General features: G+C 62.7%; 28 protein-coding genes. 9 read left to right on the top strand and 19 right to left on the bottom strand.

Features of this window, described 5'->3' with window-relative positions; translation table 11 throughout:
- Window position 1 precedes the first annotated feature (1 nt).
- Genes NLY37_RS14605 through NLY37_RS14590 form a run of 4 tightly spaced genes read right to left on the bottom strand, consistent with a single transcriptional unit; the run spans window position 2 to window position 4,552 of the window.
- The gene (locus NLY37_RS14605) at window positions 2–1,102 is read right to left on the bottom strand and encodes a glycosyltransferase family 4 protein (RefSeq protein WP_023741843.1); all 1,101 of its coding nucleotides are present in this window, start codon (window positions 1,100–1,102) and stop codon (window positions 2–4) included.
- Window positions 1,087–2,379, bottom strand: coding sequence for a TIGR04295 family B12-binding domain-containing radical SAM protein (locus NLY37_RS14600; protein WP_023741842.1), 1,293 nt, complete (start codon window positions 2,377–2,379; stop codon window positions 1,087–1,089). Before NLY37_RS14600 ends, NLY37_RS14605 begins: the two co-directional genes overlap by 16 nt.
- Entirely contained in the window at window positions 2,376–3,449 is a 1,074-nt protein-coding gene (locus NLY37_RS14595) for a GDP-mannose 4,6-dehydratase (RefSeq protein ID WP_023691444.1), read from the bottom strand. Before NLY37_RS14595 ends, NLY37_RS14600 begins: the two co-directional genes overlap by 4 nt.
- Window positions 3,446–4,552: an NAD-dependent epimerase/dehydratase family protein gene (locus NLY37_RS14590; RefSeq protein WP_023681102.1), complete on the bottom strand. Its 1,107-nt coding sequence runs from the start codon at window positions 4,550–4,552 to the stop codon at window positions 3,446–3,448. The genes NLY37_RS14595 and NLY37_RS14590 overlap by 4 nt, the downstream gene beginning before the upstream one ends.
- A 217-nt stretch (window positions 4,553–4,769) precedes the next feature.
- On the opposite strand from NLY37_RS14590, the gene NLY37_RS14585 reads away from it, so the two are divergent.
- Window positions 4,770–5,045: a hypothetical protein gene (locus tag NLY37_RS14585; protein ID WP_023667991.1), complete on the top strand. Its 276-nt coding sequence runs from the start codon at window positions 4,770–4,772 to the stop codon at window positions 5,043–5,045.
- A 215-nt stretch (window positions 5,046–5,260) separates the two neighbouring features.
- Here the strand turns inward: NLY37_RS14585 and NLY37_RS14580 are convergent, their stop codons facing one another.
- From NLY37_RS14580 to NLY37_RS14565, 4 genes are all read right to left on the bottom strand, one after another.
- The gene (locus NLY37_RS14580) at window positions 5,261–5,587 is read right to left on the bottom strand and encodes a low affinity iron permease family protein (RefSeq protein WP_023687797.1); all 327 of its coding nucleotides are present in this window, start codon (window positions 5,585–5,587) and stop codon (window positions 5,261–5,263) included.
- Window positions 5,588–5,697: 110 nt separating this feature from the next.
- A complete protein-coding gene (locus NLY37_RS14575) occupies window positions 5,698–6,180 on the bottom strand; it encodes a DUF2269 family protein (protein ID WP_023741841.1) in 483 nt (160 codons plus the stop codon).
- A complete protein-coding gene (locus NLY37_RS14570; protein ID WP_023741840.1) occupies window positions 6,180–7,466 on the bottom strand; it encodes an SDR family oxidoreductase in 1,287 nt (428 codons plus the stop codon). The genes NLY37_RS14575 and NLY37_RS14570 overlap by 1 nt, the downstream gene beginning before the upstream one ends.
- 165 nt (window positions 7,467–7,631) lie before the next feature.
- Complete coding sequence (locus tag NLY37_RS14565) at window positions 7,632–8,654, bottom strand: NAD(P)/FAD-dependent oxidoreductase (RefSeq protein ID WP_023699997.1); 1,023 nt, start codon at window positions 8,652–8,654, stop codon at window positions 7,632–7,634.
- 122 nt (window positions 8,655–8,776) lie between these two features.
- On the opposite strand from NLY37_RS14565, the gene NLY37_RS14560 reads away from it, so the two are divergent.
- The 8 genes from NLY37_RS14560 to NLY37_RS14525 all read left to right on the top strand — a co-directional run bounded on the left by NLY37_RS14560 (window position 8,777) and on the right by NLY37_RS14525 (window position 15,405).
- Entirely contained in the window at window positions 8,777–9,118 is a 342-nt protein-coding gene (locus NLY37_RS14560) for a DUF768 domain-containing protein (protein WP_023696361.1), read from the top strand.
- Window positions 9,119–9,274: 156 nt separating this feature from the next.
- Window positions 9,275–10,309 (top strand): ABC transporter substrate-binding protein, encoded by a 1,035-nt coding sequence (locus NLY37_RS14555; RefSeq protein WP_031193032.1) that lies wholly within the window; start codon window positions 9,275–9,277, stop codon window positions 10,307–10,309.
- Between the two features lie 10 nt (window positions 10,310–10,319).
- On the top strand, window positions 10,320–11,087 hold the full coding sequence (locus NLY37_RS14550; RefSeq protein WP_023741839.1) for an ABC transporter permease: 768 nt from the start codon (window positions 10,320–10,322) through the stop codon (window positions 11,085–11,087).
- On the top strand, window positions 11,087–11,758 hold the full coding sequence (locus NLY37_RS14545; protein ID WP_023829136.1) for an ABC transporter ATP-binding protein: 672 nt from the start codon (window positions 11,087–11,089) through the stop codon (window positions 11,756–11,758). Before NLY37_RS14550 ends, NLY37_RS14545 begins: the two co-directional genes overlap by 1 nt.
- An 8-nt stretch (window positions 11,759–11,766) precedes the next feature.
- Complete coding sequence (locus NLY37_RS14540) at window positions 11,767–12,930, top strand: lanthanide ABC transporter ABC transporter substrate-binding protein PedA1 (RefSeq protein WP_245270907.1); 1,164 nt, start codon at window positions 11,767–11,769, stop codon at window positions 12,928–12,930.
- Complete coding sequence (locus NLY37_RS14535) at window positions 12,918–13,880, top strand: PQQ-dependent catabolism-associated beta-propeller protein (RefSeq protein WP_023741837.1); 963 nt, start codon at window positions 12,918–12,920, stop codon at window positions 13,878–13,880. Before NLY37_RS14540 ends, NLY37_RS14535 begins: the two co-directional genes overlap by 13 nt.
- A complete protein-coding gene (locus tag NLY37_RS14530) occupies window positions 13,877–14,602 on the top strand; it encodes a lanthanide ABC transporter ATP-binding protein PedB/LutE (RefSeq protein WP_023733211.1) in 726 nt (241 codons plus the stop codon). Before NLY37_RS14535 ends, NLY37_RS14530 begins: the two co-directional genes overlap by 4 nt.
- Window positions 14,599–15,405 carry a lanthanide ABC transporter permease protein PedC gene (locus NLY37_RS14525; protein WP_023681112.1) on the top strand — a complete coding sequence of 269 codons (807 nt, stop codon included), beginning with the start codon at window positions 14,599–14,601 and terminating at the stop codon, window positions 15,403–15,405. The genes NLY37_RS14530 and NLY37_RS14525 overlap by 4 nt, the downstream gene beginning before the upstream one ends.
- A gap of 1 nt (window position 15,406) precedes the next feature.
- On the opposite strand, the gene NLY37_RS14520 is transcribed toward NLY37_RS14525, so the two are convergent.
- The 11 genes from NLY37_RS14520 to NLY37_RS14470 form a co-directional block, all read right to left on the bottom strand.
- Window positions 15,407–15,823, bottom strand: coding sequence for a c-type cytochrome (locus NLY37_RS14520; RefSeq protein ID WP_023681113.1), 417 nt, complete (start codon window positions 15,821–15,823; stop codon window positions 15,407–15,409).
- Window positions 15,804–16,682, bottom strand: coding sequence for a cytochrome c oxidase assembly protein (locus NLY37_RS14515; protein WP_023681114.1), 879 nt, complete (start codon window positions 16,680–16,682; stop codon window positions 15,804–15,806). The genes NLY37_RS14520 and NLY37_RS14515 overlap by 20 nt, the downstream gene beginning before the upstream one ends.
- The gene (locus tag NLY37_RS14510) at window positions 16,679–17,020 is read right to left on the bottom strand and encodes a hypothetical protein (RefSeq protein WP_023681115.1); all 342 of its coding nucleotides are present in this window, start codon (window positions 17,018–17,020) and stop codon (window positions 16,679–16,681) included. Before NLY37_RS14510 ends, NLY37_RS14515 begins: the two co-directional genes overlap by 4 nt.
- The gene (locus NLY37_RS14505; RefSeq protein ID WP_023712215.1) at window positions 17,020–17,625 is read right to left on the bottom strand and encodes a cytochrome c oxidase subunit 3; all 606 of its coding nucleotides are present in this window, start codon (window positions 17,623–17,625) and stop codon (window positions 17,020–17,022) included. Before NLY37_RS14505 ends, NLY37_RS14510 begins: the two co-directional genes overlap by 1 nt.
- Window positions 17,622–19,592 (bottom strand): cytochrome c oxidase subunit I, encoded by a 1,971-nt coding sequence (ctaD, locus tag NLY37_RS14500; protein WP_023725519.1) that lies wholly within the window; start codon window positions 19,590–19,592, stop codon window positions 17,622–17,624. The genes NLY37_RS14505 and ctaD overlap by 4 nt, the downstream gene beginning before the upstream one ends.
- Complete coding sequence (gene coxB / locus NLY37_RS14495) at window positions 19,589–20,602, bottom strand: cytochrome c oxidase subunit II (protein WP_023681118.1); 1,014 nt, start codon at window positions 20,600–20,602, stop codon at window positions 19,589–19,591. The genes ctaD and coxB overlap by 4 nt, the downstream gene beginning before the upstream one ends.
- On the bottom strand, window positions 20,599–21,132 hold the full coding sequence (locus tag NLY37_RS14490) for a c-type cytochrome (RefSeq protein WP_023681119.1): 534 nt from the start codon (window positions 21,130–21,132) through the stop codon (window positions 20,599–20,601). The genes coxB and NLY37_RS14490 overlap by 4 nt, the downstream gene beginning before the upstream one ends.
- Window positions 21,129–21,920 carry a substrate-binding domain-containing protein gene (locus tag NLY37_RS14485; protein ID WP_023668012.1) on the bottom strand — a complete coding sequence of 264 codons (792 nt, stop codon included), beginning with the start codon at window positions 21,918–21,920 and terminating at the stop codon, window positions 21,129–21,131. Before NLY37_RS14485 ends, NLY37_RS14490 begins: the two co-directional genes overlap by 4 nt.
- 58 nt (window positions 21,921–21,978) lie before the next feature.
- Window positions 21,979–23,856: a methanol/ethanol family PQQ-dependent dehydrogenase gene (locus tag NLY37_RS14480; RefSeq protein ID WP_023681121.1), complete on the bottom strand. Its 1,878-nt coding sequence runs from the start codon at window positions 23,854–23,856 to the stop codon at window positions 21,979–21,981.
- A complete protein-coding gene (locus NLY37_RS14475) occupies window positions 23,853–24,557 on the bottom strand; it encodes a heme-binding protein (RefSeq protein ID WP_023681122.1) in 705 nt (234 codons plus the stop codon). Before NLY37_RS14475 ends, NLY37_RS14480 begins: the two co-directional genes overlap by 4 nt.
- Window positions 24,558–24,908: 351 nt before the next feature.
- Window positions 24,909–25,958: a chemotaxis protein CheB gene (locus NLY37_RS14470; RefSeq protein WP_023741836.1), complete on the bottom strand. Its 1,050-nt coding sequence runs from the start codon at window positions 25,956–25,958 to the stop codon at window positions 24,909–24,911.
- Between the last annotated feature and the right edge of the window lie 119 nt (window positions 25,959–26,077).

Below are 26,077 nucleotides of genomic sequence, written 5' to 3'. Positions count from 1 at the left end.
ATCAGCGCTCCGCCATCGCTAAGGCCGCTTTGTCGTAGACGCCGCGCATAGCCGCTGTCTGCTTTGTCAGCCTAAACCTGCGGCTGCGTCGGATGGCTGCCTGGCCAAGCTCTCGCCGGAGCTCGGCATCGCTGGAGAGACGATTGAGGCAGGCAGCGAGATCGTGCGGATCGCGCGCGTCAAAGAACATCGCGGCCCCGTCCCATAGTTCGCGATAGGTGGCGATATCGGAAAGCACCAGGGGCGTAGCCGACATGGCGGCTTCCAGCGCGGCCAGGCCGAATGGCTCGTAGAGCGATGGCGACACGAAAATACCCGCGCGAGCCATCAACGAACGCACCTCATCGGACGGCACTGCTCCCAGAGGAACAGCATGGCTGAAGCTGACATGCTCGCCGTTTGGGCCGTTCGTCGAACCGGCGGCAAACAGAGGCCATCGCGTCAGGGACGCCGCCTGATCGACCACCGCCGCATTTTTGCCCTCGTCCCACCAGCGGGCAGCGGCGAAGACGAGCGGTTGATGCTTTTCGGCCTTCGGCAGAGGACGGGCACCATTTGTGACCACACTCAAGCGCGCGATCGGGCCGTAGCAGGTCTCTAGCATGTCGGCATGGCTGCGGCTCGGCGCGATGACCGCGTCGGCCCGATCCATGCCGCGTCTGTTGCGCTCCTTCTGCCAGGCCCATGCCCCATCCGCCGCCTGTCCTCTGACCGCATGGAACCAAGTCGTCACGCAGGAATGGGAGACCACCACGACCGGGCATGGCGCGTCGAATCCCGCCGCCTGCGAAGGCGCGTTGAAATGGACAAGGTCGATGGCGTGGTCGCGCATGGGCGCATGCAACTCCCGAGGCAGCGCGTCGAGATCACCGCCGTTCCGGGTCATCCAATCCGGCGGCGTGTTGAGCCAGATCAGCTTCGCGAAAGCCTCCGCCTCGTCGGCCTGCTGCCTGGACGGTGGCGGACCGAGACCGGCAAGCACCACGCTATCGCCGCCATTGACAAGTTCCCTGGCCAGGTCGAGCGCATAGCGCCACACGCCGCCCACGGCGTCGACCGTCATCAGGATGCGCCGCGAGCGCGGCGTCAGTGTCCGCAACATGTCGCCTCCAGTTCCGCCAGCGGACGCGGGCGCCTTTCCTGGATGTCGCTGAACTTCTGGAATGATGCGAGATAGTGATCATGGGCGCGCTCCCAGGCGAGGTCGTCGGGTTCGCCCCAAAGCTCGCGATAGCTTGGCGAACTCGGATATGGATAAAGCGGTACGGGTTCATTGGCCCACACGCCGTTGTCGATCAGGTGCGTTCGCCAGTAGTCCACAAGGGCAGGGTCATCCTCGACGACGCCGATCAGATTGGCCTGTACGAACGGAACGTGACGCCTGGCATTGACGAGCAGCGCGGCAAGTTCCTCGGTACCCAGCCGGCAGCGTTTCGCCAGCATCGCACGACCTTCCACGGTCAGGCTTTCGAGGCCGGCCTCGATGGAGACGCAGCCGGCCGCACCGAGCAGTTCCAGCAGATCGGGTTTCCAAAGGTCGATGCGGGTCTGCACACCGAACTTCACGTCGCGATCGATCAACGCTTCCAGCAGCGCTTTCTGCGGCAGGAAGATTTCATCGATGAAATAAATGTAGCCGACGCCCTGGGCAATCAGCCCATCGATTTCCGCTATGACCGCCTCGTGGTTTCGGCGGCGATAGGCATCGCGGAAATCGATCTTGGCGCAGAAGCTGCAATTGTAGGGGCAGCCGCGCGATGCTTCGACCTCCGCGCCGAACCCAACCTGCTTGTCATCGAACCTGTGATGGTGGTGCGAATGGGCTGTGATCCAGTCTGATGGCCATTGGAGTGGCGGATGATCGACAAACGAACTGGCGTGGACGCCGGCGGTCAAAACCACCTTGGCGTCGCGCAGGTAAGCGGTCGAGGGCACCGCGCTCCAGTCGTCGCGCCGGGCAAGTTCCGCGACGATTTCCTCGCATTCGCCGCGCACAACAATGTCGACGCCAAGCTTGCGCAAGGTTGGCGCGGGCGTAGCCGAGCCATGCGGCCCGACCGCGACTGTGCGTCCACCGCGCCCGGCGAGACGGTTGAGGAAATCGGCCGGCACGCGCAACTCGGGTGGTGCGCAGCGCCAGAACAGATAAGTCGGGGCGGTACTGACGACCGTCATTGCAGGCGCGAAATCAGCCACACGCTCGGAGAGGTCCGAGTTGTCGAGCTTCTGCAATTGCCCATCCAGCATCAACACCTCATGGCCGGCTGTTTCGAGGAGGGATTTCGAATAGCCGAGTTCCAGCGGGAGATGTGGTTGGCGGCAGCCGAAATAGATGCTGTCGTCATAGGTCCAGAACGGGTTTACCAGGGCGATTTTCATGCGACGTACCTCACGACTTCGGGGCGAGGCTGGAGCCGGTGTTGTTGCAGCCAGTCTGCGAGATCGCGAATGCCTTCGCGCCATGAAACACGAGCTTTCCAGCCAAGCATCGCTTTGATCTTGCGGGTGTCGGCGACGAAGAAGGGCTGATCGCCGGTGCGTTCGCCATCATGGCGGATCGAAAGCTCACGGCCGGTCAAGCTACGGATCTCGCTCAACAGCATGCGCAGGCTGATCGCATTATCGGGGCCGCCGCCAAGATTGAATGCCTGTCCTTTGGTCGTCTCGATACGATCGAGCGTGGCCCTGTAGGCGGCGACCGCATCGGAGACATGCAGTATGTCGCGCACTTGTCTGCCGTCGCCGTAAATGGTGATTGGACGTCCCGTCAGCGCACTCAGCAGGAAGTGCGCGACCCAGCCTTGATCCTCGGTTCCGAACTGGCGCGGCCCGTAAATGCAGCTCATCCGCAGCACCGCCGTCGGCATGCCGTAGGATTTGGCATAGTCGAGCACATATTGGTCCGCCGCGCCTTTGGAGCAGCCATAGGGCGTGCAGAAATCCAGGCCGTGGGTCTCGTCGATGCCATTCGCTTGGATGATGCCATCGCAAGGCAGGTAACGATCGCCGTCCTCGCGCACCGCGACGTCGGGCAGGCTGCCATAGACCTTGTTGGTGCTGGCGAAGACCACCGGAACAAACTCACTGCTCAGCCGCGCCGCCTCGAGGACATTGAACGTTCCTCGAAGGTTGATGTCGAAATCCTCGTCCGGTTGGACCAGGCTCGTTGTGACGGCGGTTTGCGCGGCCAGGTGGAAGATCGCCTTGGAACTCTTCAGAACGGGCGCAAGCGCGTTGGCGTCGCGCACGTCAATCGTTTCGACCATGAGGCGGCTTCCGTGTTTCTGCGCCAGCCATTCAAGGTTCTGTTCGACGCCGGGGCGGCTGAGATTGTCGATCACCAGCACCGGCTCGCCATCCGACAACAGGCTGTCGGCCAGGTTCGATCCTATGAAGCCGCTGCCGCCGACAATGGCGACGGGCGCGTCGCGTCGATTGCGCGTATTCATGACACCAGCCCACGTTCTTCAAGCTCGCGTTTCATGTCGGCGCCGCGGTCGATGGCGGACGAGTTGCGCACCCAGGAAACGAAATCGGCGAGCGAATTCTCCAGTTGTTGCCTCGGCTCGAAACCGAGCAGCTCACGGGCCTTGGAAATATCGGCGAAGCAGTTGCGGATATCCCCGGAGCGCGCCTTGCCGAGCAACTCTGGCGAGCGGTCCGGCGTTCCCATGGCCTCGGCAAGTACCCGCGCGACGTCGCTGATAGCATAGGCTCGGCCGCTGCCGATGTTGATGACGTGACCCCTTGCCTGGCGTTGCTGCAGCGCAAGACGAAAGGCGCGGGCGACGTCATCCACATGGACGAAATCGCGTTTCTGTTCGCCATCCTCGAAGATCATTGGACGTTGGCCGTTGGCGAGACGCGAAGCAAAATTGGCCAACACGCCGGTATAGGGGTTCGATAACGCCTGGCCGGCGCCGAATACGTTGAAAAGGCGCAGCGCGACCGCATCGATGCCATAGGCTTCGCCGAAGATCAGCACGGCGCGTTCCTGGGCGTATTTCGTCAGTGCATAGATAGAGGCGAGATCGACCGGCTTTTCCTCGTCCGTCGGCAGGGGGGAGAGGGGTTCGCCTTCCGGCGACAGCGGATTCCACTGTCCGTTTTTGATGTCGCTCGCCTTGCGCCGGGCATTGTCGATGCGCCGGCCGTCCGATGTAGCATAGAGGCCCTCGCCATAGACACTCATCGATGAGGCGACGACAATGCGCTCGACCGGGTGTTTGATCAGCGCCTCGAGCAGCGTCGCGGTGCCGAGATCGTTGGTGCCGACATAGCGCGCGATCTCGTACATCGACTGTCCGACGCCGACTTCCGCGGCTAGATGAATGACCGCGTCAACGCCTTCCAGCGCCTTGGCGACCGCCTCCCGGTCCCGAATGTCGCCCTTGATCAGCTCGGCCCCGGCGGGAAGGGCGACTGTTTCGCCTGCGTGCACCTGCTCCAGCAGCACATCCAAAATGCGAACCGAATAATCCTGCTCGATGAGTTCCTGGGCGACATGCCGGCCAATGAAGCCGCAGCCCCCTGTAACCAATATCCGTTTCACGACCACTCCTCAGACAGGTAATCTTGGCGACCCGAACTTTTCGGCAAAAGGTTTGTTCCCTTGGCTTCAACAAAGTTCCTTTGGCCGGCTTCGTTCGGAAGCAGCCACATCGCGCTCGCCGCGCCGTGCCGGAACATTGCCGCCCTTGTGCTGTTAGGACGCCGGCAGCCCCGACGATGCCCGATGTTGGCAACGCCGATGATCAAAGGAGATTTCAATGTCCCAGTCGCAAACGACCACCAATCACGACGAAATCCGCAAATGGGCCGAGGAGCGGGATGGACGGCCGGCAGTGGTTCGCACCAAAGGCGCGGGCGGCATCCTGCGGATCGACTTCGGCAAACCCGAGGAAGCATTCGAGCCGGTCGAATGGGACGAGTTCTTCCGCATATTCGACGAGAACGATCTGGCCTTTCTTTACCAGTCCAAGACTGGTGACGGACAAACCAGCCGTTTCAACAAGTTCGTCGAGCGCAACCAGAAAGGCGAATGACGCACTTCGAGCCGGCCGATTTGCCTGACCTGGTTCTCGGGCAAATTTTTCTGGATGCAGTGGAACAATAGAGGGCTCCGATCCTTCGGTAGCTGAACCACAGCCGCAGCAAGGATCGAAGGCCTGGGCCTGAGCGCAGGAGGCGGCGGGGCTGGATAGGCGTCAAAAGCTGGAAACCCGCTACTCGTCCTGCCGTGAAACCAAAACGCTGCTCATCAGTCGTCCTGCTGCTTGCGGTGGCGGTGTTTTTCGATTTCCTCGGGCTCTTCATCGTCGATCCGCGTGATGTTCGAGGCATTGTGGTCTGATCGCAGGATCTCATCCAGTTTGGCGTGAATGGCCTGAGTGTCGCGGTGCTCGGCACGCTGGATGAACAGCGTCATGGCCCACGTAAACAAGGTAGCCGCTCCATGCCAGTCCAGGGTCTGTCGCTCGAAGATCATCCAAAGGATTGCGTAGACCAACAGGATCAGGAATGCCGCGGGGCGGGAGGTTAATGTGCCGATTGAGGTAAGCACGCCGGTGACGGGATGATTGGCCATGCGAAAGAACTCGCGGCAGTGACCGTGGTTCCCGACCGCAGTGCATCGCGCCGGCACGAGCCAGCTAGGCGCGACGGATGAATTCACGGCCCAGTGCTTGCCGATCGCAGCTACAACGATGACCACTCGATTGCCGGGCGCGCAATCATCAGCCAGAAAATGGCGAGCACGGCGCCGAAAGCTGGGAAGCCGAAGACAAACCAGCGTCTGAACAGCTGATGGTAGCGCTCGGGAGGAGGTTGGTTGGAGAGTGCGGCCTGTGTGGCTAGATTTCGCATCTCGATCTGCATCCACACGACAGGCAGCCAGAACAGGCCCGTCAAGATGTAGAGCAGGATCGAGAGAACGATCCATCCTTCGGACAGCGAATACCCCGCAACCCTAGCGAGGCCCAGTCCGGTCAGAGGTTGTGCGATAACGGCCGTAGCCGTGAACAGGAAATCAGCCAGCACGACAATGCGGGCGACGGCTGCGATCGTCGCGGCATTCCCGGTCCGGTGTGCCAAAAGCATGAAAAAAGCAATGCCGGCACCAGTTCCGAGCAGCACAGCAGCGCCGATCACGTGCAGGTATTTAAGCACGAAGTACGTCATCAGCGTTCCTCCAGAATGGCCAGCGCTGCAAAATGCAGAACGAGGATCGGGAGGATTTTGATCAACGGCCCGAGTGGCTCGAGCCAAAGATCCGGCCGCAGAATGCTCCCAGCGATCGCATAGAAAAGCGATACCGCGATTGCGCCGAAAAGACCAAGCCGGCTGGTTGGGCGCCAGGCGATAAGCGCCCCGACGGCGATGTCAGCCAGCGCGCCGGCGACTACCGCCGGTTCGGCCAAGGGGCCGGCAGCAGTGCCAATCAGCAAATCAACTCCGCTGCGCCAGCCGGCAGTGAGGGAAATGATGCCCGTCATGATCCAGAAGAGCGGCAAGATGACAAAGAGCGCCGGCTTGACGAAGTAAAGACCGGCGAACCATCGCTCCTGCACCGTCGCAGGATTTAAACGCAGTGCAGATGTAAGACTTGATGGTTGAATGCCGGTCGCCGTCATCCAGGGTTGGGGATCGCCGACAGCGCCTCGGGCAATCTCTTTTGCTGCATTGCTGCGCATCGGCGGGCGCCAGCCCAGCTGAGCCGCGGCATCCCCGAACCTGTACAAGATAGCTGCGGCCCAATTGGGCAAGATGAACTCCCGAGCACTGCTCCATCCGAACCAGCGGCGATAGCGACCCACGACCTCGCTCATCGAAAGTGCCTCGGGCCCAGCCAGGTCCAGCGTGAGGTGCGATGGGCTGCCGGGTTTGAGGAAGAACAGGACGGTGGAGATCACGTCATCGAGTTGGACGACTTGGAGACGGCCCGTGTCGGGCATCAACGGCAAGAGCGGCAACGCCGCGAGGCCGCGAAAAAGTGCACTTGCGCCGAAGGCCGGCCTTCCCAGTACTACGGAGGGGCGCAGGATGACCCAGTCAAGGCTACGTGCCATCAGTGCCTCATCGCCGGCGAGCTTGCTGGCGGAAAAGGCGGACGGCTGCTGGCGATCGACCCCGATGGCAGAAAAGTGGATCACCTTATTCACACCTGCGTGCTCACACGCGGTGAAGAGAGCCGAGGCGCCGGTAGAATGGACATGCCGGGTGTTTTCCCGGGCACTATCCTGCAGGACGCCGGCACAGTTTACGACGGCGTCCACACCGGCGAGATAGGGGGTCCAGTCCTGAGGTCGCAAGGCCCGCGCCATATCCAGGGAAACGGTTTGGATCTCCGGGTGGACGCCAGTGTCTGCGTGGTGAAGCACGCGGACCACTTCATGACTCTCGCCGGCCAGGCGCGCGCAAAGCGCGGCTCCAATCAGACCTGACGCGCCGGTGACGAGAATTTTCATTCCTTCCTCCAGCCGTTCGCCAGCGCGTGCCCGTCCATCAACCCAGCGGCTGCGCCTGGGAGAACTCTAGCAAAGCCGAAGCCGGTAGTCTCACGCCGGGTGGAACAGGTTCCGGGCATCAACGCAGCCAAAGGTGAGCCGGTACGGTGCGTTCGCATCTGCAGGTCAACTTCGCCGGAAGTTCGTCGCCGGCTCGGCGCAATCGCGGAGGTCGTTATGAATGTGAGTTGCAGCCTTGGCGGCGTCTCCGAACGCAACAGCAATTTGATTGAGCCCCTCGGCCACGTCGCCAATGGCATAGAGTCCTGGCGTTGAAGTCTCAAGGTGTCGGTTGACCAGGACATAGCCTTCTGCGTCACAGTTAGCCCCCAGAGCAACCGCGAGTTCGGAGCGTACGTCGCTGCCCATCGAAGGGTACACCACATCGATGTTGCGCATCGGGGCGCCCTCGGCCATGACGACATCGAACCCGGTTCGTCGAGGGATCAGGTCATCGACAGCGTCCCAGATTTCAACTCCGCCTGCCAAGGCGGCGCCGCGGGCAGCTTCGGAAACATCATCCTGGTTATTGGCGAGCAAGGCGACCTGACTGCCATATCCCTTCAGGAACAGAGCCTCCCTGACGGCGAGATGCTCCGGACCAACAACGCCGATGCGGCTACCCCGGGCCTCATATGCATCGCAAACCGGGCACAGTCTGACAATGCCGGTTGCGATCGCCTCCTCCAGTCTTTCAATGGGAGGTGCCTTGTCCACAATGCCCGTTGCCAGAATCACGCGCCTTGCTTGGACAATCCCGCAGGTGGTCGTCAGAACAAAAAACCCCTCGCGTTTTTCGGCGTGGCCTACGCAACCATGGACAAGGCTCGCGCCGTATAGCTGTGCCTGGGCTCGTAGGCGGCCGAGCAGTTCTTCCCCGCTGATGCCGTCGGGGAAGCCGGGACAGTTGCGGGATTTTGGGATGAGCTTGGCACGCGCATGCCCCGCGTCGAGCGAGATCACCGAACGCAGAAACCTGGCTAAATACATGGCTGCAGCGAGCCCCGCGGGGCCGCCGCCGACGATGGCAACGTCAAAAACTAGTGCGCCCGAAAAGCTTGGTTCGCCCGAAAAGCTTGGCATCGGGCCTAACTTCAACTCAACGAGCTTGTTCCACAGGGTCGAAATGGACGCAATCAGGATGCACACTGCACAATAAGAGTGAACTCCAATCGAGTCGTGAAGAGAAAGGCCACTGCCTCATCAAGCCTGCAAAAACCTCGTGGCTCCCAACGCTGTGAGTACAGCACCACTGGGAAAGTGAACGCATCATGGAACTTCGGCTCACCGTCGCGCTTAGTTTGGCGAAAGGGTGGTCTGAGATGAGCGCGACCAGAGAGTTTTTTCAAAACTGGCTACAGGAGAATGTCGGCACACTTCCTGGTCGAGAGGAAGTCAGCGTCGCGGTGCTCGCTCAGCAATTCGAGCAGGATGCCGAGGTGGCTGGTTATGGGCGTGAAGTAAGGGAGGACGAACTCGGAAACATCGAAGATGCTATCGTGCAAGCGATCGAGAACGCCGGGTCCGGGGTGCAGAGCCCGAGCTCCGAAAAGAGCGATCCGGCACCTGTAATGGACGCGTTGGAGGTCGATGATGCCAAGAGCGGACCGTAGCCCCTGACACCTTCTTCTGTTCGCCTGAACAAGCCCCCGGACTGCCGTACGAGCCGAAAAACGGACCTTAGGTGCTTTCCCGTTAGTTCCATGCACCATCGAGGAACATTCCTGCCGCCACCGCGTTAGGAAAGTTCCTTCACACCCGGTGCGCCCGTGCTGACTGCTACCCTTCCAGGCGAATGGCTGACCCGGCATGATCAGGGTCACATCTCGCGGCGGGCCGCTCTTGCGGGTATTTGTTGCTGGCTATTGGGTGCTTCCGCTGAAGCCGCGCCACAGCCATCGCCGCTCGTGCGATTTGGCGTGCTGGGATTTGGCACCGCCGCCTGGGAAGTTGACGTCATGCGGCGACATGCGTTGGACGCTGTGCACGGCGTATCAATCGAGGCTCAGCGGCTTGCCGGGACCGAAGTCGGTAAGACCGCATTGCTGGCGGGCAGCGTCGACGTCATCGTTTCGGACTGGGTGTGGGTCATGCGCCAGCGCAGCGAAGGCGCTGATCTGGTGTTCTATCCCTATTCTCGTGCCGTCGGCGCGCTGGAACTGCCGCAAGGCTCGTCCATTCGAACTCTTGCGGACCTCAAGGGCAAAAGGCTGGGGATCGCAGGTGGTCCGCTGGACAAAAGCTGGATCCTGTTGCGCGCGCTCGGCCTCCGTCAGGTGAAGCGCGATCTTGCTGAAGAGGTGGAGCCAGTGTTCGGCGCGCCGCCTTTGTTGGAGCAGGAATTTCTGGCGGGGCGACTGGATGCACTGCTGACGTTCTGGAATTTCGCCGCTCGTCTCGAGTCAGAGGGGGCAAGGCCTCTGCTCAGTGTCGCGCAAATCCTGCAGGGGCTTGGCGTATCCGTGGACTTGCCGATGCTCGGCTACGTCTTCCATGAAAGCTGGGCGCGGGCCAACCCGATAGCCCTCGCGCGATTCACGAGCGCGACCGCGGCAGCGAAGTCGCTGCTCGAGTCTTCGGACGACGAGTGGCGGGTGCTCGCGCCTCAATTGGGCACGGACGATCCTCACCTACAGGCGGCGTTACGCGCCGCCTATCGAGCCGGAATCCCTCGTCGTTTCGGCAAAGACGAACGTGATGGCGCGGCCCGGTTGTTTGCAATCCTGGCCAAATTGGGCGGCGAGGATCTGGTCGGCAAGGCGACGAGCCTCGATCCTGGTGTCTTCCGGGCCATACCGGCTTGAGCTCGCGCCAATGACCGATGTCCCAGCGTTCCCCATCACAATGCAGCGTTGGCAATCGGCTGCGGCATTGCTGACCATGGTGCTCGTCTGGCAGATTGCATCATCGATCGCCGCCGATCGGCTGTTTCCTGGTCCGGTCCAGGTTGTTTCGGTTCTCCTGCACGAAGCGGTTCGGGGCGAGCTGCCATACCATTTGGGCATCTCGCTTGCGCGCGTCGTGGCAAGCCTCGGGTCGGCAATACTCATCGGCGCGGCCCTTGGCTACGCGGCAGGCCGCTCGCACAGAGCCGACATATGGATGAGGCCTTGGATCGTCTTACTCCTCAACATGCCGGCGCTGATCACGGTCATTCTAATTTATATCTGGCTTGGTCTTGCCGAGACCGCGCTTGTCCTTGCGGTCGCGCTCAACAAGATCCCCAATGTCGTGGTGACTATTCGTGAAGGCGCCAGCCGGCTGGACAAGGACTTTGCCGAAATGGCTGAGCTCTATCGCTTCGGGCGTGCTGCAAAGCTGCAGCATGTCGTGCTGCCGCAATTGGCGCCGTTCTTTCTCGTCACCCTGCGCAGCGGGCTGGCATTGACGTGGAAGATCGTGTTGCTCGCCGAACTGCTCGGCCGCTCCAACGGCGTCGGGTTCCAGCTACAGGTCTATTTTCAGAACTTCGACGTCACCCACATCCTTGCCTATGCGATCAGCTTCGGCGTTGTGATGCTTGCCATAGAGTATGGACTGCTTGTGCCGTTGGAACGTCGTTTGTTCGCCTGGCGACGCTGATGCTGAGGATCAGGATCGAGGACAAGACTTTCCCCGGTGACGACGGCCAGCGCCGGACGATCTTTCGCGCGCTGTCGCTTGATATAGCCGACGGACAGGTCTGCGTCCTGACCGGCCCTTCCGGTGTCGGCAAGTCGACGCTGCTGTCGATCGTTTCGGGCGTCGACCGCGAATTTCGCGGCAGCGTGAGCGGACGACCGCTTCCGATAGGCATGCTGTTCCAGACACCGAGGCTGCTGCCCTGGCTCACCGCCTTGCGCAATGTAGAGATGGCCATCCCGGATCGCGCGCCCGATGCGGCCCGGTGGCTTGCCGCTGTCGGCCTGAAAGGCAATGAGAAGAGCTATCCGCAGCGACTCTCGGGCGGCATGGCGCGGCGCGTAGCGCTTGCCCGGGCGCTCGCCGTGGAGCCTGCGCTCCTGCTCCTCGACGAGCCATTCGCTTCACTCGACGAGGCGACCGCGCAAGCCATGCGCCGCCTGCTGCAGGATTGTTTCGCCAGTCGGCGGACTACCACGCTGCTGGTTACGCATGATCTCGCATATGCCTCGTCGCTGGGGGATCGGGTTATTGTTCTGGAGGGATCGCCTGCGCGCATCGTGCGCGATGTCGCAATCTCTGGTGGCGATGAAGCGGGATCGTCGCGCTTTGGGCTGGGGGCGACACAATGAGACTGTTGATGGGCCTTCTCTTTCTTTTGCTGATCACCGGCCCTGGCGCCACCGAGCAACAGACGATGGTGATCGGGTATATCGGCCAGGAGCGCAAACCGGCTCTGCCCCTTGGACCCCTTGATGAAACCGTCACCGATGACGGCCTGCAAGGCGCTCGGCTCGGCATTGCCGACGACGAAAGCACCGGCCGGTTTTTCGGGCAGAAATTTCGGCTGGAGGAAAGGGTATTGAAACCAACCGAAACGCCGGACGACGCGGTAAGACAATTCGCCGATGCCGGCATCGCCTTTGTCGTCGCCGATCTCGACGCCAGTCAGCTTCTACAGGCCAGTGCCGCGCCCGGTGCCGAGCAGATGACGTTGCTCAACAGCCGGGCGCCGGACGACGTGCTTCGCCAACAGGACTGCCGTGGGAACGTCCTGCACACGATCCCGAGCCGCGCCATGCTCGCCGACGGGCTGGCGCAATATCTCGCCTGGAAGCGCTGGCAGCGTTGGTTCCTGCTTGTGGGGCCGCATCCGCAGGATCAGGCGATGGCTGCGGCCTTTCGACGGGCGGCGGCTCGCTTCGGAGCCGAGATCACGATCGACCAGCCGTGGACATTCAGGCCCGCCAACGGACGTGCCGATACAGGGCATGTCACGCTGCAGACCGAAATACCCGCGGTCACGCAGGTCAGCGACTATGATGTGCTCGTGGTCGCCGACGAGGCGGATGAATTCGGCGCCTATCTGGAGGGCCGCACTGCGCTGCCGAGAATCGTCGCCGGCACGCAAGGGCTGGTCACCACAGGCTGGAGCGCTGTCAGCGAGGAATGGGGCGCCACGCAACTGCAGGACCGTTTCCACAGGCAGGCAAGGCGCTGGATGTTGCCCAGCGACTACGCGGCCTGGCTCGCTGTGCGCAGTATCGGCGAAGCGGCGACGCGCCTGCACAGTCTCGATCCCGCGGCAATCGGCAGATATATACGCGGCGACGCGTTTCTTCTCGCTGGCTTCAAGGGGCAGGGGCTTAGTTTCCGTCCCTGGGACGGACAGATGCGCCAGCCCATTTTGATCGCCGGGCCTCGCCTCTTGATTTCCAGCTCACCGCAACCGGGCTTCCTGCATCAGCGCACGCCGCTCGACACGCTGGGCATCGACCTGGAGGAGAGCACATGCAAGTTCTGATGACGCTGTTGTTGGCGGCGTTCGCTCTTGCTGCTCCCGCCGCCGCCGAGACCATCTACGTTTCCAATGAGCAGGACAATACCGTCGCGGTCGTCGACGGCGTGACAATGACTTTGCTGGCGACGATCGATGTCGGCCGCCGTCCGCGCGGGCTGGCACTGTCGATCGACAACAAGATGCTGTTCGTCGCGGAAGGCGACGACAACCGCATCGACGTGGTCGACGTCGCGAAGCGGCGGGTCGTCGGCGAATTGCCTTCGGGAGCCGATCCGGAATTCTTCGCAGTCCATCCCGATGGCAAGCGGCTGTTCGTCGCCAACGAGAATGACAATCTGGTGTCGGTGGTGGACATCGCCGCGGCCAAGGTCATCGGTACCGTGGATGTCGGCGTCGAACCGGAAGGAATGGCGGCCAGCGCCGACGGCCGCTATGTCGCCTGCACTTCGGAGACCACCAGCATGGTGCATCTGATCGACGCAGGCACGCTTGAACTCGTCGACAATCTGCTGGTCGATACCCGGCCGCGCGCGGCTTTATTCTCGCCGGACGGGAAGCAATTCTGGGTGTCCTCGGAGATCCGGGGCACTGTCACCGTCTTCGACACGGCAACGCGCGCGCAGACCGGCAAAGTCGAGTTCGAGGTGCCGGGTATACGACGCGAGGGCGTGCAGGCGGTCGGCATGGGGACGTCCCGCGATGGCACGACCGTCTATGTGGCGCTCGGCCCCGCCAACAGGATTGCGGAAGTCGATGTGAAAACGCTGGCGGTCCGTCGGCTCTACCTTGTTGGTCAACGACCCTGGCACGTTGCGCTCTCCGGCGACCAGAAGCGCCTGGTCACCGCAAACGGGAATTCCGGCGATATCTCGTTTATCGATCTGGAAAACCAGGAGGTGGTGAAATCGCTGCCGGTGGGGCGGGGGCCGTGGGGCGTCGTGATCGGGCCATGAACGCCTTGTCGGTCGAGAATCTGGGTCATAGTTTCGGGAACCGGCGGGTTCTCGACGGCGTCTCTTTCTCTGTGGCCCAAGGCAGGATGTGCATCTTGCTAGGCCGCAACGGCGCCGGCAAGACGACGTTGTTCTCGCTGATCACCGGTCTTTATCACGCCCGCTCCGGCTCGGTGCATGTCTTCGACCAGGCGATGGATGTCAACCCGTCCGCCGCGTTGGCGCAGATGGGCGTCGTCTTCCAGTTGCCGACCCTCGATCTCGATCTGACGGCCGGCGAGAACCTGCGTTACCACGCGGCCTTGCATGGGCTTAGCCAGGCCTTGAGCAAGGAGCGCTCCATCCACGAACTCGGCCGGCTGGACGTGCTGGACAGGATCGACGATCCTGCCCGAGCGCTTTCCGGGGGGCAGCGTCGCCGTGTCGAGATAGCACGCGCTCTGATGCATAGCCCACGCCTTTTGCTGCTGGACGAGCCGACCACCGGGCTCGACGTGCCGGGCCGCCGCGCGCTCGAGCGGCACGTGCGGGAGCTTTGCCGCCAGCGCGGCATTGCCGTCCTGTGGGCAACACATTTTCTGGAGGAACTAACGGCGGATGACGATGTGGTGGTGCTGCATCGAGGCACAATCCGGTGGGCCGGCCGCGCCGATCGGCTGGCTGCCGATCTCGGTGTGGCGAGCACGGGCGAGGCCTTCGCGTCGCTGACGGAGTCCGAATGAAAACGTCTCACGCGGTGCGCGCGCTCAACGGCATCCTGCGCAGGGAGATGCTGCGCACGTTGCGGCAACGCGGCCGGCTGCTCTCGGCGATGGTACGGCCGCTGGTCTGGCTGGCAATCTTTGCCGCTGGCTTCCGCTCCGTTCTCGGTCTGTCGATCACGCCACCCTACCAGACCTATGTTCTCTATGACGTGTATGTGGTGCCCGGGCTAGCGGCCATGATGCTGCTCTTCCATGCCATGGCGAGTTCGCTGGCCATGGTCTACGATCGCGAGATGGGCAGCATGCGCTTGTTGCTGACCGCACCATTGCCGCGCTGGTACCTGCTTGCGGCGCGCCTGCTGGCCAGCGTGATCGTCGGCGTGCCGCTGGTCTATTTGTTTCTGTTGATCGCGCGTTTCTGGGATGTGCGGCCGCCCGTTCTCGGCTACGTCGCGGTATTTCCGGCGCTCGTGCTGGCGGGCCTGATGCTTGGCGCGTTCGGCCTGCTTGTCTCCTCGGTTTCGACACAGATGGAGAACTTTGCCGGTGTCATGAATTTCGTCATCTTTCCGGTGTTCTTTGCCTCGACGGCGCTCTATCCGCTGTGGCGGCTTGCCGAGGCGGGACCGGTGCTGGCAACAATCGCCGCCTGGAACCCGTTCAGCTCGGCGGTCGAGCTGATACGCTTCGCGCTCTATCTGCGGTTCGATCCTGTCGCGGCGATTGTGGTCCTTGGCTGCCTCATCGCCTTCTTCCTCGCGGCGGTCATCGGCTACGATCCCGGCCGCGGCTTGTGGTCCCGGCGCGGCGGCGAGGGCTGATTTACCTCAAAGCATAGAGATAAGCGGCGATGTCCCGCGCCTGTTGCTCGGTGATCCTCGTCGACGGCATGGCCGTGTGCGGATTGACTTCCCTCGCCGAGCGTATCCAGCGGATCATGTTCTCCGGATTGTTTGCCAGCAGGCCACCGATAAAGACCCTGTCGGCAAGGCCACCGTCTAGGCGGGGTCCGACCTGGCCTTGCGCACCCGGCACGCCGGGTATCGTATGGCAGCCGGAGCAGCCATTCGCCGTCATGATTGGAATGGCGCGGGCGCCTACGCCGCCGGTCGCCGCATCCGACTCGTGCCGGACGCGCTCGCGCCTGTCGGACCACAAAGTCGCCGCTGCGACAGCCGCAGCCAGCAGCAGGATTGCGGCAAGGGCGCCCCCGATCAGCCTACCCAGGTCGGAGCGCATGTGTTGCCTCCCTGGTTGCGCTGCTGCTTATCCAGAGGCCGGCGAGCAGCAAGGCGGCGCCGCCATAGATCAAGCCTGCCGGAACCCACATTACCAATCCGGCGAGCTGCTGGTCCTCGATCGCGGTCATTCCCCACAATGCCGCGCCGGCGCCATTCTCCGGATACCAGAGTTTGGGCGACATCAGCAGCAGGACACCGAGCAGGCCGGTATGAAGCGAGGTGAAGAAAAGATGCATGACGGAGTTGCCATAGGTCTGCTGTCGACCGGGGCGCGGTAGGAGCGCCCACCAGAACAGCAAGGCTGTGCCGAGGAAGCTCGCATGCTGGGCATAATGGAGAAAGCCCTGCTGGAGCGCTGCCTGGAACAACGCCGGAATGTGCCAGATCCAGATGGCGACGCCGTGAATGATCGTCGCGTTGAGGGGGCGGATCACCAGGGCCCAAACCGATTGCAGCGTCTTTGCGCGCGTGAGCTTGCCCGTTCCGCGGCGAAGTGAGGCCGGCAAGGACCAGAGCAGGACTGCGCCTGGGCACGCGGCGACAAGGAGAGGCGCCGCCACCGCCATCAGCAGTTCATGCTCGATCATATGGGCGGCAAACACCCGCTCGCCGAGCGCATGGATGGGGCTGACCAGTGCTGCCGTCAGCACGCCCCAACCGGCGGCGAACAACAACGCCTGCCGCATCCGCTCGGGACGGCCTCGGCTGCTGCGGCGCCACAACCGAGTCGCTCCGATGGCATAAAGGAAGGCAATCGCGGCCAGCGGAAACGTGATGGGAAATGCGAGCGTCCATCCGGCCTCGGGCGCGCCGGCGCCGTAGCAGATCGAGGTCGAGAAGAACGCGTCGAAGCTCATCGCAGGCACTCGTCGAGAATGAGAGCCGCGCTGCCTTGCATGATGATGACGAGGGCAAACAGCAATGCCGCAAGCATGCCGAGATCGGCGACGAACTGCTCGGTGCTGCGCGTGCGCTCAGGCTTGAAGGCGGCGCCGCCCTGCCGCTTCGCCCGCCATGACAAGGCACCGCCGAGCAGCGAAAGCACGGCGAGCACCAGTGCCACGGGAAGCACCACCGGCACCTGGCGGTTGCACTGCCATGGTACGAGTGCGTAGTTCAGCTGCGTCGAGATTGCCCAAGCCATGGGCCCCGACAGAAGACCACCCCAGGACGTTCCCATTTTCAACGCACGCATCAGCCTAGCCTCGGCATCCAGTAGATGAGCAGATAGATCGGGATCCAGGTCAGCACCACGAAATCCCAATAGAAGACATTGTCGCCGACATCGCCGAAGCGCCGGCCGCTATAGCCATGGCGTGTGAACATCAGCACCGTCAAAACGATGGTGTCGCCGACATCGGTGATCAGGTGTGTGGTATGCAGCCCGAGCAGCACCCAGAGCATCGAACCATAGGCGTTCGTGTCCCAGTAGATGTTCAGCGCCGGGAATTCGAACCAGCGCACGACAAGCGGGGCCAGACCGAGCAGCGACATCACCACCAGCCCGATCCGCACCGGCACGATCGCGCATTGCTTGGCATGGCCGTGGAGGATGTGATTCGGCACCACGCTGATGATAAACAGGATGGTGACGATCGTTCCGGGCCAATGGTCGGGGTGCGGGGCGCTTAGACGCCAATTGGGCCACAAGGTGGCGAGATAGAGATAAGCGCCCGCGGCCAACGCAAAGCCCATGCCTTCCAGCGCCATGAAGCCGAGCGTTCCCCACCAGGTCGGGCTGCGCGGACCATGTCCAAAGGTTGGGAGGTCCGAAAGATCCAAGCTGGGACGCTCACTCATCCCTCATCCTCCGGGTCGTCCTTGGGCCAGAACCAGCCGATCAAGGTGATGGCGATCGGCGCGGCGCCCCAGACGATCGCCCAGGGCGTGAAGATCGAATAGACAAACGTACCGCCGACGGCGATTGCCGCCAGCAGCGGCCAGATCGACGGTGTCGCCGATTTCTCGCGAATGTCGGGGTGGGCTTCCGCCACGGTTGAGATCAACAGCTCACGGACATCGACGCGGAGTCCGGTCGCCACAGGCATCGCCTCCCGTTCGGCCCAGAGCGGCTCGACATGCGTGACAATCGGTATCCGCGCGAAATTATAGCTTGGCGGCGGCGAAGACGTCGCCCATTCGAGCGTACCGGCATCCCAGGGATTGTTTCCGGCCAGTGCGCCCTTCAACGCGCCGTGTACAAGATTGAAAGTGAACAGTACGAAGCTGAGGAAAAAGAGCACCGCGCCGGCGCTGATGAACAGGTTGATGTTGCCCCAGCCAAGCTCGGCCGGATAGGTGTAGACCCTTCGTGGCATGCCCCAGAGCCCGACGAGATGCATTGGAAAAAAAGCCGCGTTGAAGCCGATGAAAGCCAGCCAGAAATGCCAGCGCCCGAGACGCTCGCTCATCATGCGGCCGCTGATCTTGGGGAACCAGAAATAGGCCGCGCCCAGCAGCGGGAAGACCGAACCGCCGATCAGCACGTAATGGAAATGGGCGACGACGAAATAGGTGTCGTGCACCTGGAGGTCCAGCGGCACCGAAGCGAGCATGACGCCGGTGAGGCCGCCGATGACGAAGATGAAAAAGAAGCCGAACACGAACAGCAGCGGCGTGCGGATCACCGGCCTGCCGTCCCACAAGGTCGCCAGCCAGCAGAAGATCTGAACGCCATTGGGGATGGCGATCAGCATGCTCGACGCGGTGAAGAAGCTGGCGCCGAGCTTGGGTAGTCCCGTCGCGAACATGTGATGGACCCAGAGGCCGAACGAAAGGAAGCCGACGGCGATCAGCGACAGGACCAGCCCGAGATGCCCGAACACGGGACGCCGGGCGAAGACCGGGATGATCGCCGAGACCATGCCCGTCGCCGGCAGGAAGATGATGTAGACCTCGGGATGGCCAAAGAACCAGAACAGATGCTGGAAGAGCAGTGCGTCGCCGCCCTCGGCCGGGTTGAAGATATGTGTGCCGACCAGCCGGTCGAGGATCAGGAAGGTCGAGGTGATCATCACCGCGGGCATGGCGAAGACGACGACGAAGGAGGTAACCAGCATTGCCCAGACGTAGAGCGGAATCCTGTCCAGCGACATGCCGGGGGCTCGCTGCTTGAACACGGTGACGATGGTTGCCACCGCGACGGCCAGGGAGGATACTTCTGTATAAGTGATCATCTGGGCCCAGACGTCGGCCCGCTTGCCCGGCGCGAATTCGGGGCCTGACAGCGGCACATAAGCAAACCAGCCGACGTCGGGCGCCATGTTGAGCGCGAAAGACACCCAGGCGAATATGCCGCCCGAAACATAGATCCAGTAGCTGAACGCATTCAGGCGGGGAAAGGCGATGTTGCGGCTGCCGACCATCAGCGGGACGAGATAGATGCCTGTCGCCTGCACGATGGGCACGGCGAACAGGAACATCATGGTCACACCATGCATCGTGAACAGCTGGTTGTAGAGGTCCGGGCCGATCAGACCGCGCTGCGGCCCTGAGAGCTGGATGCGCATGGCGACAGCGTTGAGCCCGCCCAGGCACAGAAACACGAAGGCGGTGATCAGATAGCGCCGTGCGACGACCTTGTGGTCGACGCTCGACAGCGCGCCGATGATGCCGGGGGGCGTGCGCCATGTCCGCGCCAGCCAGCGATCCAGGCTGGCATCGTCCATGCCGGTGTCGCGCGGTCCGTCATGCTCGGGTGCGACGTCGCCTGTGGCGGGCGTTTCGCGCGGCAGGTCGCGTTCGCTTGTGAGATCCGCGCTGCTCATTTAAGCGCCTCGAGATAGGCGACCATGGCGTTGAGTTCGTCGCCGCTGAGCTCCACCACCGGCATGTGGGATCCGGGCTTGATGCCCTGTGGGTCGGCTATCCAGGCGGCGAGATTGCCGCGGCTCATGGTCAATGTCCCGGCGGCAAGCGTCTGCCGGCTGGCTATATGGGTGAGGTCGGGGGCGACCGTTCCTCCGGCAGGCGTGCCGCCTATTCTGTGACACATCACGCAAGGGCGCTTCAGAAACAGATCCTGGCCGGCCTTGGCCTCGTCCCCCGTCGGAGTAGCTGCCGGCTGCAACTGGTCGTTCCACCAGGCGTCGAACTTCGCACGCGGCTCGGCGATGATGAAGGTACCCATGTTTGCGTGCTGCGCCCCGCAGAACTCGGCGCATTGACCTCGGTAAACACCAGGCTTGTCGGCCTTGAGGTCGAGCACGTTCATGTGGCCGGGAATGAGGTCGAGCTTGCCCGAAAGGCTCGGAATCCAGAAGGAATGGATGACGTCGGTCGAGGTCAGAAGAAGCTTCACCGGTTCCCCGGCGGGGATATGGATCTCGTTCGCCGTGGTCAGGATGCGGCTTGGCGTGGCATCCTCATAGCGCACCTCCCACCACCATTGATGGCCGGTGACCCGAATGGTCAGCGCGGCATCCGAGCCGATCGCGGCGAGCGTCCTGTTGGCGAAGAAGCTCAGCAAGGTCAGTCCGATCAGGACAATGGCGGTCAACCCGACGGCGGTCATCACCGCGCGCAGCTTCCGGTCGTCGGCGCCGGCCTCGATCGCGAGCGGCTCCGCCTGCGCGCGCGACCCCATCATCAAAGGCACGACAAGGGCGATCATCACCAGCACCCACACCACGGCGCAGAGCGCGGTGAAGAACCAGATCAGCCATGCCAGTTCGCTCGCCGCGGGACCTTTCGGGTCGAGGGCGGATTGCCAGCCCGCGCATCCCTGGAGCAACAGAGCCCCGGCGGTGGCGAACGCCATCGAGACGAGACGTTTCACGGCGACTTCCCCAGCGTGGCCGCGTCGGGCATGCGGTTTTCCGAAGGATGCGCCATCATGTCGTCATTGCGTTGCGGCGCGGCGGAAGACGGCGCGTTGCCGCTCAGCGAGCGCACGAAAGCCGCAAGCTCCCAGATCTGGTCGTCGGGAATCTTGTCGCGGAAGCTCGGCATGCCGTTTGGCCGACCGTCGCGGATCGTGGCATGGATGCTTTCGATCGAGCTGCCATAGAGCCACTTTTGGTCCATCAGGGCCGGCCCCATGCCGCCGCCGCCATTGGCGTGGCATCCCGAACAGTTGAACCAGCCGAAAAGCCGTTTCCCTTCGCTCATGTGGAAGGCGTTGGCCTCGAAGCTCGCCGCCTTGTTGTCGCTGGCGGGGGGCCGCTGTCCGCCGGGCTCCAGCGTGGTCACAGGCGTCGGCTGCTCGCCCGATCCGAGCGCCGATTGCGGGCGCGTGTCACGTTCCTCGCGCTGGCAGGCAGCGAGCGCCAGGACTGGAAACAGGAGCATGGCCACCGCGGCTCTCATCGCACCGGGCTCCCCGGGGCATCGAGGCGCGGCACGCCATACTGTGACAGCAAGGCATCTATCTCGACCTTGTGCCTGGACAGGGCGCCATTGACATCGCCGCGCAGCGCATCGTCTTCGCGGCGGACGCCCATCGAGATGTCGTAGATCATCGGCAGTTGCGGTCCGTCGATGCGGGGCGCAACCGGCGTGATGCGGAGCGGCACCTTCTGCCTGGCGGCGAAGTAGCCGGCGAGGGGGCCCCAGACCACGGCAAGGTCGATCTCGCCACTCGCCACCGCTTCGACGATGCGCGCCGGCGGGTTGGGGGCGGAATAATCGCCATAGACCGGATAGCCAACGAGGTGCCCGACGATACCTCGGCGGCCAAGCGCCTGGACCGGAGGCGAATTGGCGCCATCGTCGCCGATGAGCTGAACACCGATCCGCATGTCGCGCAGCCGCGGATCATTGAACGATGCTACGTCGGGGCCGTCCCTGCGGGTGACGAAGACATAAGACGATCGGTAGTAGGGCGTGGTGGTGCGCAGCATTTCGAGGTTGCTCGGCGTGCCCGGCACGAGATCGCATAGACCGGCCTTCAGCGTGTTTCGGATGAAGCCGCGGCGCTGCGCCCACCAGGTATAGGTCAGCTTCGCGCCGAGATCGGACGCAACGATTTCGGCGATCCTGTTCTCGAAGCCCTGACCGGCCGCGTTGGAGAACGGCATGTTGTTCGGATCGGCGCAGACCCTCAGCTCACGTGCGTCGGCTGTGGCCGTCAAGAACACGAAGGCGATGGCGGCCATGCCGATCACCAGCCGTTGACACGCCTTTCGCGCCGGACCTACGGTCAAGTACAATCCATCAAGGCAGCCGGAACACATAAAGCGTGCCTCCCGAGGTTGTCGCGTTCTTCAGATCCTTCATGGCATTGACGAAACCGAGCGCGGCGGTGGCGTCACGCGGGTCAAGATCGCCCGATACAATGGCGCCGGCCCAGCCGCCGACGCCTGAGAGGATGGCGACATATTGGTGCCCGTCGGGACCGCGATAGGTGATGGGCTGGCCGATGATCCCGGACGAGGTCTTGAACTGCCAAAGCAGGTCTCCGGTCTTGGCGCTAACCGCCTTGAACCAGCCTTCCATCGTGCCATAGAACACAACGTCGCCGGCGGTCACTACCGCGCCGCTCCACACCGGGAAATTCTCCTTGAGGCTCCAGGCGGGTTTCTCCGCGGCGATGTCCCAGGCGGTGAAGGCGCCGCGATTACCGCCAGGCCCTGGTATCATGCGGACGTTCATGCCCACATAGGGCGTGCCGGCGATGTAGTTCACCTCGACGCCTTCTTCATCCATGCACAGATTGTTGTGCGGGATGTAGAGCAGGCCGGTCTTCGGCGAGAACGCGGAAGGCTGCCAGTCCTTGAGGCCCGACGCCGTCGGACAGATATCGCGAACGACCTTGCCGGTGCCGGTCTTCTTGTCCGGGTTTACGATCAGCCGACCGGTTTTCAGATCCACACCTTTGCTGGAGTTGACCGGACCAAACGGTTTTGCCGACAGCACCTCGCCGGTTGTCCGGTCGAGGATGTAGAGATAGCCGTTGCGCTCCGGCCGGATCAGCACCTTGCGCGGCTTGCCCTGCCAGGTCATGTCGAGCAGGATCTGCTCGTTGATGCCGTCATAATCGTGGAGGTCGTGCGGGCTCCACTGATAGAACCATTTCGCCGCGCCGGTGTCGGGATCGCGCGCGAAAATGCCAGACGTCCACTTGTTGTCGCCCGGCCGCAAATCCGGATTCCATGGTCCGGGATTGCCGGTGCCGTGGAAGATCAGGTTCAGATCGGGATCATAGGAAATCCAGCCCCACATGTTGCCGCCGCCGATCTTCCAGGCTTCCGGCGGCCACGTCGTGACGCCAAGATCCTTGCCTTTGTCCATGTCGTAGTGCGGCTTGAAGTCCGATCCGATCAGCACGTCCTTGTCCGGCCCGGTGCTATAGGCGATCCAGACGACATGACCGTCGCCGGCGTCGAGCGCCTTTACCCAGCCGCGAACGCCCATCTCGCCGCCGGAATTGCCGACCAGCACTTTGCCCTTCACCACAAGCGGCGCCATGGTGATGGTCTCGCCGATGTTGATGTTGCCGACATGAGTGTTCCAGATCGGCTTGCCCGTGTTCGCATCAAGGGCAATCGTGTGGCCGTCCAGCGTATTGAAAAAGATGCGCCCGTCGGCGAATGCCACCCCTCGGTTGACGACGTCGCAGCAGGCCACCCCCTGTGCCGCCGGCTCGGGATTGGGTTCGTACTTCCACTTCATCGGGGCGCCGGGCTTGGAGAGATCGAGCGCATAGACGAAGTTGGGAAAGGGCGTCACGATATACATGGTGTTGCCGACGACCAGCGGCGCTGCTTCCTGGCCCTTGTTCACGCCTGTCGAGAACGTGAACGCGACCTGCAGGTTCTTGACGTTGCCTTCGTTGATCTCGGAGAGTTCGCTGAAGCGCGTCGACGCGTAGTTCTTGGCCGGCATCGTCCATTGGCCGTCATCGGGTGGCGAGGCTGCGGCTGGCGGTACGATCGCTGGTGTTTTAGGTGGCTCGGACGCAGCGCCCAAAAGCGGCAGGCAGGCGAGCAGCGTCACCAGAAGGATAGCGCCAAAGGAATTCCCGGCAGCCAATTTGCGGGTATGGCGTTCTACGTCAACGCGCGTCAATGCCAACTGGGGCATAGCTTTCATTTATTGATCGAGCCTCCCACGCCGGCGCCGAGTTCGGCCGCGATGTCGGCCTCCGTTCCGGCACAAAGCGGATGGCCCCAGCCCGAAGCGCTTTTGCCGCCGGGGTCCAGATCGTAGACAATGGCATCCTTGCGATTTGGATTGACGCCTGCCGGGACCTTGTCGAAGCCGAGCGCCGCGCGGATACGCCAGGCGACATTGTGATCGGCGCATGAGGAATCGCCTGAAACGCCGAGGCCGCCGACAATGCTCTTGCCGTCGTAGAGGGCAAGTCCGCCGCCAAACACCACGACGCCTCCGATCGGCTTGCCGACGAGCGGGTCGCCGGCGCTTCCGAACGTTTTGGGATCGCCCGTATAGGCCGCGGCCTGGTTGACGGGATTGGTCTCCTGCAGGCCAAATAGCGGTCCGCCGGGCTGCACCCCCGCATAGAGATTGGCCGTCGAGAGGGCCATCTGAGCCAGGCTGAGACCGTTGGCCGTGTTGGCCTTCTCCGCTGCTATGAGCCGACTTCCCGGCCATTGCGAGTCGGGGGTGGGGCCGCTGAACGCAATCGCGCAGACAGTGCCGTCACGGGCAACGATGGCTGCCCATTCGTTGGTTTCAAAGCCGCCATTCGCTGGTCCGCCGCTTGCCTTCACGTTGGCTTTGAGGGCTGCAAGCAGCTTGTCGTGGTCGGCCGGACAGGGTTCCTGCGCCATGGCCTCGTGCCCGTGGAACAGGCCACCCATCAGCAACAGCAGGCCAAAAAGAGGTACGAAAAGCTGATAGCGATACATTGTCCTGGCATTCGTTCACATAACAAGGACCACCCCGGCAGACCGCAGAATGCGAGGATACGTCCAATGCGTCAGTGCCTAACTCGCGTAATGCTTCTATGTTCCTGCTTTGCATAAAATTCATGCGGTTGGATTTGGGTGCAGGTGTTCAATCAAAGCATGGGACCTGGACACCCGTGGCCACATGCCAAGCAATGAGGCAACGCGGCTGATCCGGGAAAACCGCGATCGGGACCGCGCAGACGTACCCGCCTGACAAACCCTGTTGCCTTGTCACGGCGTTCGACGATGGATGATCTCTTCAATAAGTTTCGCGTCGGCTTCGTATTCCGCGGCCCGCGCAGCCATTTGGCTGGCCAGGCTGTGTCTTTCCCGCGCGGCTTCGCGTTTTGCCGTACGTTTCGCCAACTCAGCCCGCTGCTGGTGCGCTCTTAGAAGGCTCCAAAGAGCCTGTTCCGCATCGTCAGCCTGGGCCTGCATCAAAACGTCTGCCCCGAACGCATGTCCGGTGTGGCAGCGGTAACGGGTAATCGGCCCGTCTTCTATCTCCCATAGGGGGCCATGACATTCGGGGCAGACAAATGTCGAGGGGGCGCCAAGCTGGCCTTCGGTCAGTTCCATTGTGCTGTGCTCCTGAGCTGCAATCGCTGCCTCAAGGCGGATGCCGGACGGGATTTCTGGTGTCGGTCCTGCGATTTCGGAAGCAAGCCTGTGCAACAGGCCAGCCATTTCGGACAGAGGGACGCAATGGTCGATTTCCACATTCTGCAAGGCGCTCAGCGGCATGTCGGGTACCGCAGCGTCGCCGGGGTCCTGGACTACGCTGACGCCTCCGCACATCTTGATTGCGTGCAGGCCGGCGGTGCCGTCGGAGAGGCTGCCTGTGAGCACGACGCCGATCACGCTGCCGCCAAAGCTGCAGGCCGCCGATCGAAACAGGGGGTCGATGGCGGGGCGCGCCAGGTTCTCGCGCGGCCCGCGCCGCAGCAGCATATGATCGTCATGTAACAGAAGGTGAGCTCCGGGCGGTGCAACGAAGATGTGCCCGTTTTTAACCTTCATGCCGCTGGAGGCATTTGCAACGGGCATGTTGGCAGCGCGACCGAGAATGTCGCCGAGGTAACTCGTGGGACCAACATGCTGTACGACGAGGAGAGCCGCCGGGATGTCCGGCGAAAGATCGCGGACAAGTCTCTTCAGCGCGTCGACGCCGCCGGCCGATGCTCCGATTGTCACGATGCACCGGTTCTCGCAACCGTCGGGACGGACCTTATCCGGCTGGCCCGCACGCTCCGAATCTGATCGTGGTGCGGCGGTGGCCATGGTTGCTTCACCCACATTCAGCACAGATGTCGATGCGAGCGCTCCGGCCAGTCCGTTGCTGGTCGGATGCCCTGCCTTCGTCGGTGTTAGCTTCCGGCCGCATCGCGGAACATAGATGC

The organism is Mesorhizobium sp. C395A (genome assembly GCF_030323205.1).
Lineage (GTDB): Bacteria > Pseudomonadota > Alphaproteobacteria > Rhizobiales > Rhizobiaceae > Mesorhizobium.
This window is presented reverse-complemented; position numbering and strand designations above follow the sequence as displayed.

Coding starts and splice junctions, on each gene's coding strand:
- NLY37_RS14515 (WP_023681114.1), bottom strand. CDS start 16,682: ATGAGCTTCGACGCGTTCTTCTCGACCTCGATCTGCTACGGCGCCGGC.
- NLY37_RS14595 (WP_023691444.1), bottom strand. CDS start 3,449: ATGAATACGCGCAATCGACGCGACGCGCCCGTCGCCATTGTCGGCGGC.
- NLY37_RS14580 (WP_023687797.1), bottom strand. CDS start 5,587: ATGGCCAATCATCCCGTCACCGGCGTGCTTACCTCAATCGGCACATTA.
- NLY37_RS14545 (WP_023829136.1), top strand. CDS start 11,087: ATGCTGAGGATCAGGATCGAGGACAAGACTTTCCCCGGTGACGACGGC.
- NLY37_RS14475 (WP_023681122.1), bottom strand. CDS start 24,557: ATGGCGCAGGAACCCTGTCCGGCCGACCACGACAAGCTGCTTGCAGCC.
- NLY37_RS14490 (WP_023681119.1), bottom strand. CDS start 21,132: ATGAGAGCCGCGGTGGCCATGCTCCTGTTTCCAGTCCTGGCGCTCGCT.
- NLY37_RS14510 (WP_023681115.1), bottom strand. CDS start 17,020: ATGCGTGCGTTGAAAATGGGAACGTCCTGGGGTGGTCTTCTGTCGGGG.
- NLY37_RS14600 (WP_023741842.1), bottom strand. CDS start 2,379: ATGAAAATCGCCCTGGTAAACCCGTTCTGGACCTATGACGACAGCATC.
- NLY37_RS14485 (WP_023668012.1), bottom strand. CDS start 21,920: ATGGCCGCCATCGCCTTCGTGTTCTTGACGGCCACAGCCGACGCACGT.
- NLY37_RS14575 (WP_023741841.1), bottom strand. CDS start 6,180: ATGACGTACTTCGTGCTTAAATACCTGCACGTGATCGGCGCTGCTGTG.
- NLY37_RS14605 (WP_023741843.1), bottom strand. CDS start 1,102: ATGTTGCGGACACTGACGCCGCGCTCGCGGCGCATCCTGATGACGGTC.
- NLY37_RS14530 (WP_023733211.1), top strand. CDS start 13,877: ATGAACGCCTTGTCGGTCGAGAATCTGGGTCATAGTTTCGGGAACCGG.
- NLY37_RS14560 (WP_023696361.1), top strand. CDS start 8,777: ATGGAACTTCGGCTCACCGTCGCGCTTAGTTTGGCGAAAGGGTGGTCT.
- NLY37_RS14480 (WP_023681121.1), bottom strand. CDS start 23,856: ATGAAAGCTATGCCCCAGTTGGCATTGACGCGCGTTGACGTAGAACGC.
- NLY37_RS14470 (WP_023741836.1), bottom strand. CDS start 25,958: ATGGCCACCGCCGCACCACGATCAGATTCGGAGCGTGCGGGCCAGCCG.
- NLY37_RS14585 (WP_023667991.1), top strand. CDS start 4,770: ATGTCCCAGTCGCAAACGACCACCAATCACGACGAAATCCGCAAATGG.
- ctaD (WP_023725519.1), bottom strand. CDS start 19,592: ATGAGCAGCGCGGATCTCACAAGCGAACGCGACCTGCCGCGCGAAACG.
- NLY37_RS14550 (WP_023741839.1), top strand. CDS start 10,320: ATGACCGATGTCCCAGCGTTCCCCATCACAATGCAGCGTTGGCAATCG.
- NLY37_RS14505 (WP_023712215.1), bottom strand. CDS start 17,625: ATGAGTGAGCGTCCCAGCTTGGATCTTTCGGACCTCCCAACCTTTGGA.
- NLY37_RS14570 (WP_023741840.1), bottom strand. CDS start 7,466: ATGAAAATTCTCGTCACCGGCGCGTCAGGTCTGATTGGAGCCGCGCTT.
- NLY37_RS14535 (WP_023741837.1), top strand. CDS start 12,918: ATGCAAGTTCTGATGACGCTGTTGTTGGCGGCGTTCGCTCTTGCTGCT.
- NLY37_RS14525 (WP_023681112.1), top strand. CDS start 14,599: ATGAAAACGTCTCACGCGGTGCGCGCGCTCAACGGCATCCTGCGCAGG.
- NLY37_RS14520 (WP_023681113.1), bottom strand. CDS start 15,823: ATGCGCTCCGACCTGGGTAGGCTGATCGGGGGCGCCCTTGCCGCAATC.
- NLY37_RS14540 (WP_245270907.1), top strand. CDS start 11,767: ATGGGCCTTCTCTTTCTTTTGCTGATCACCGGCCCTGGCGCCACCGAG.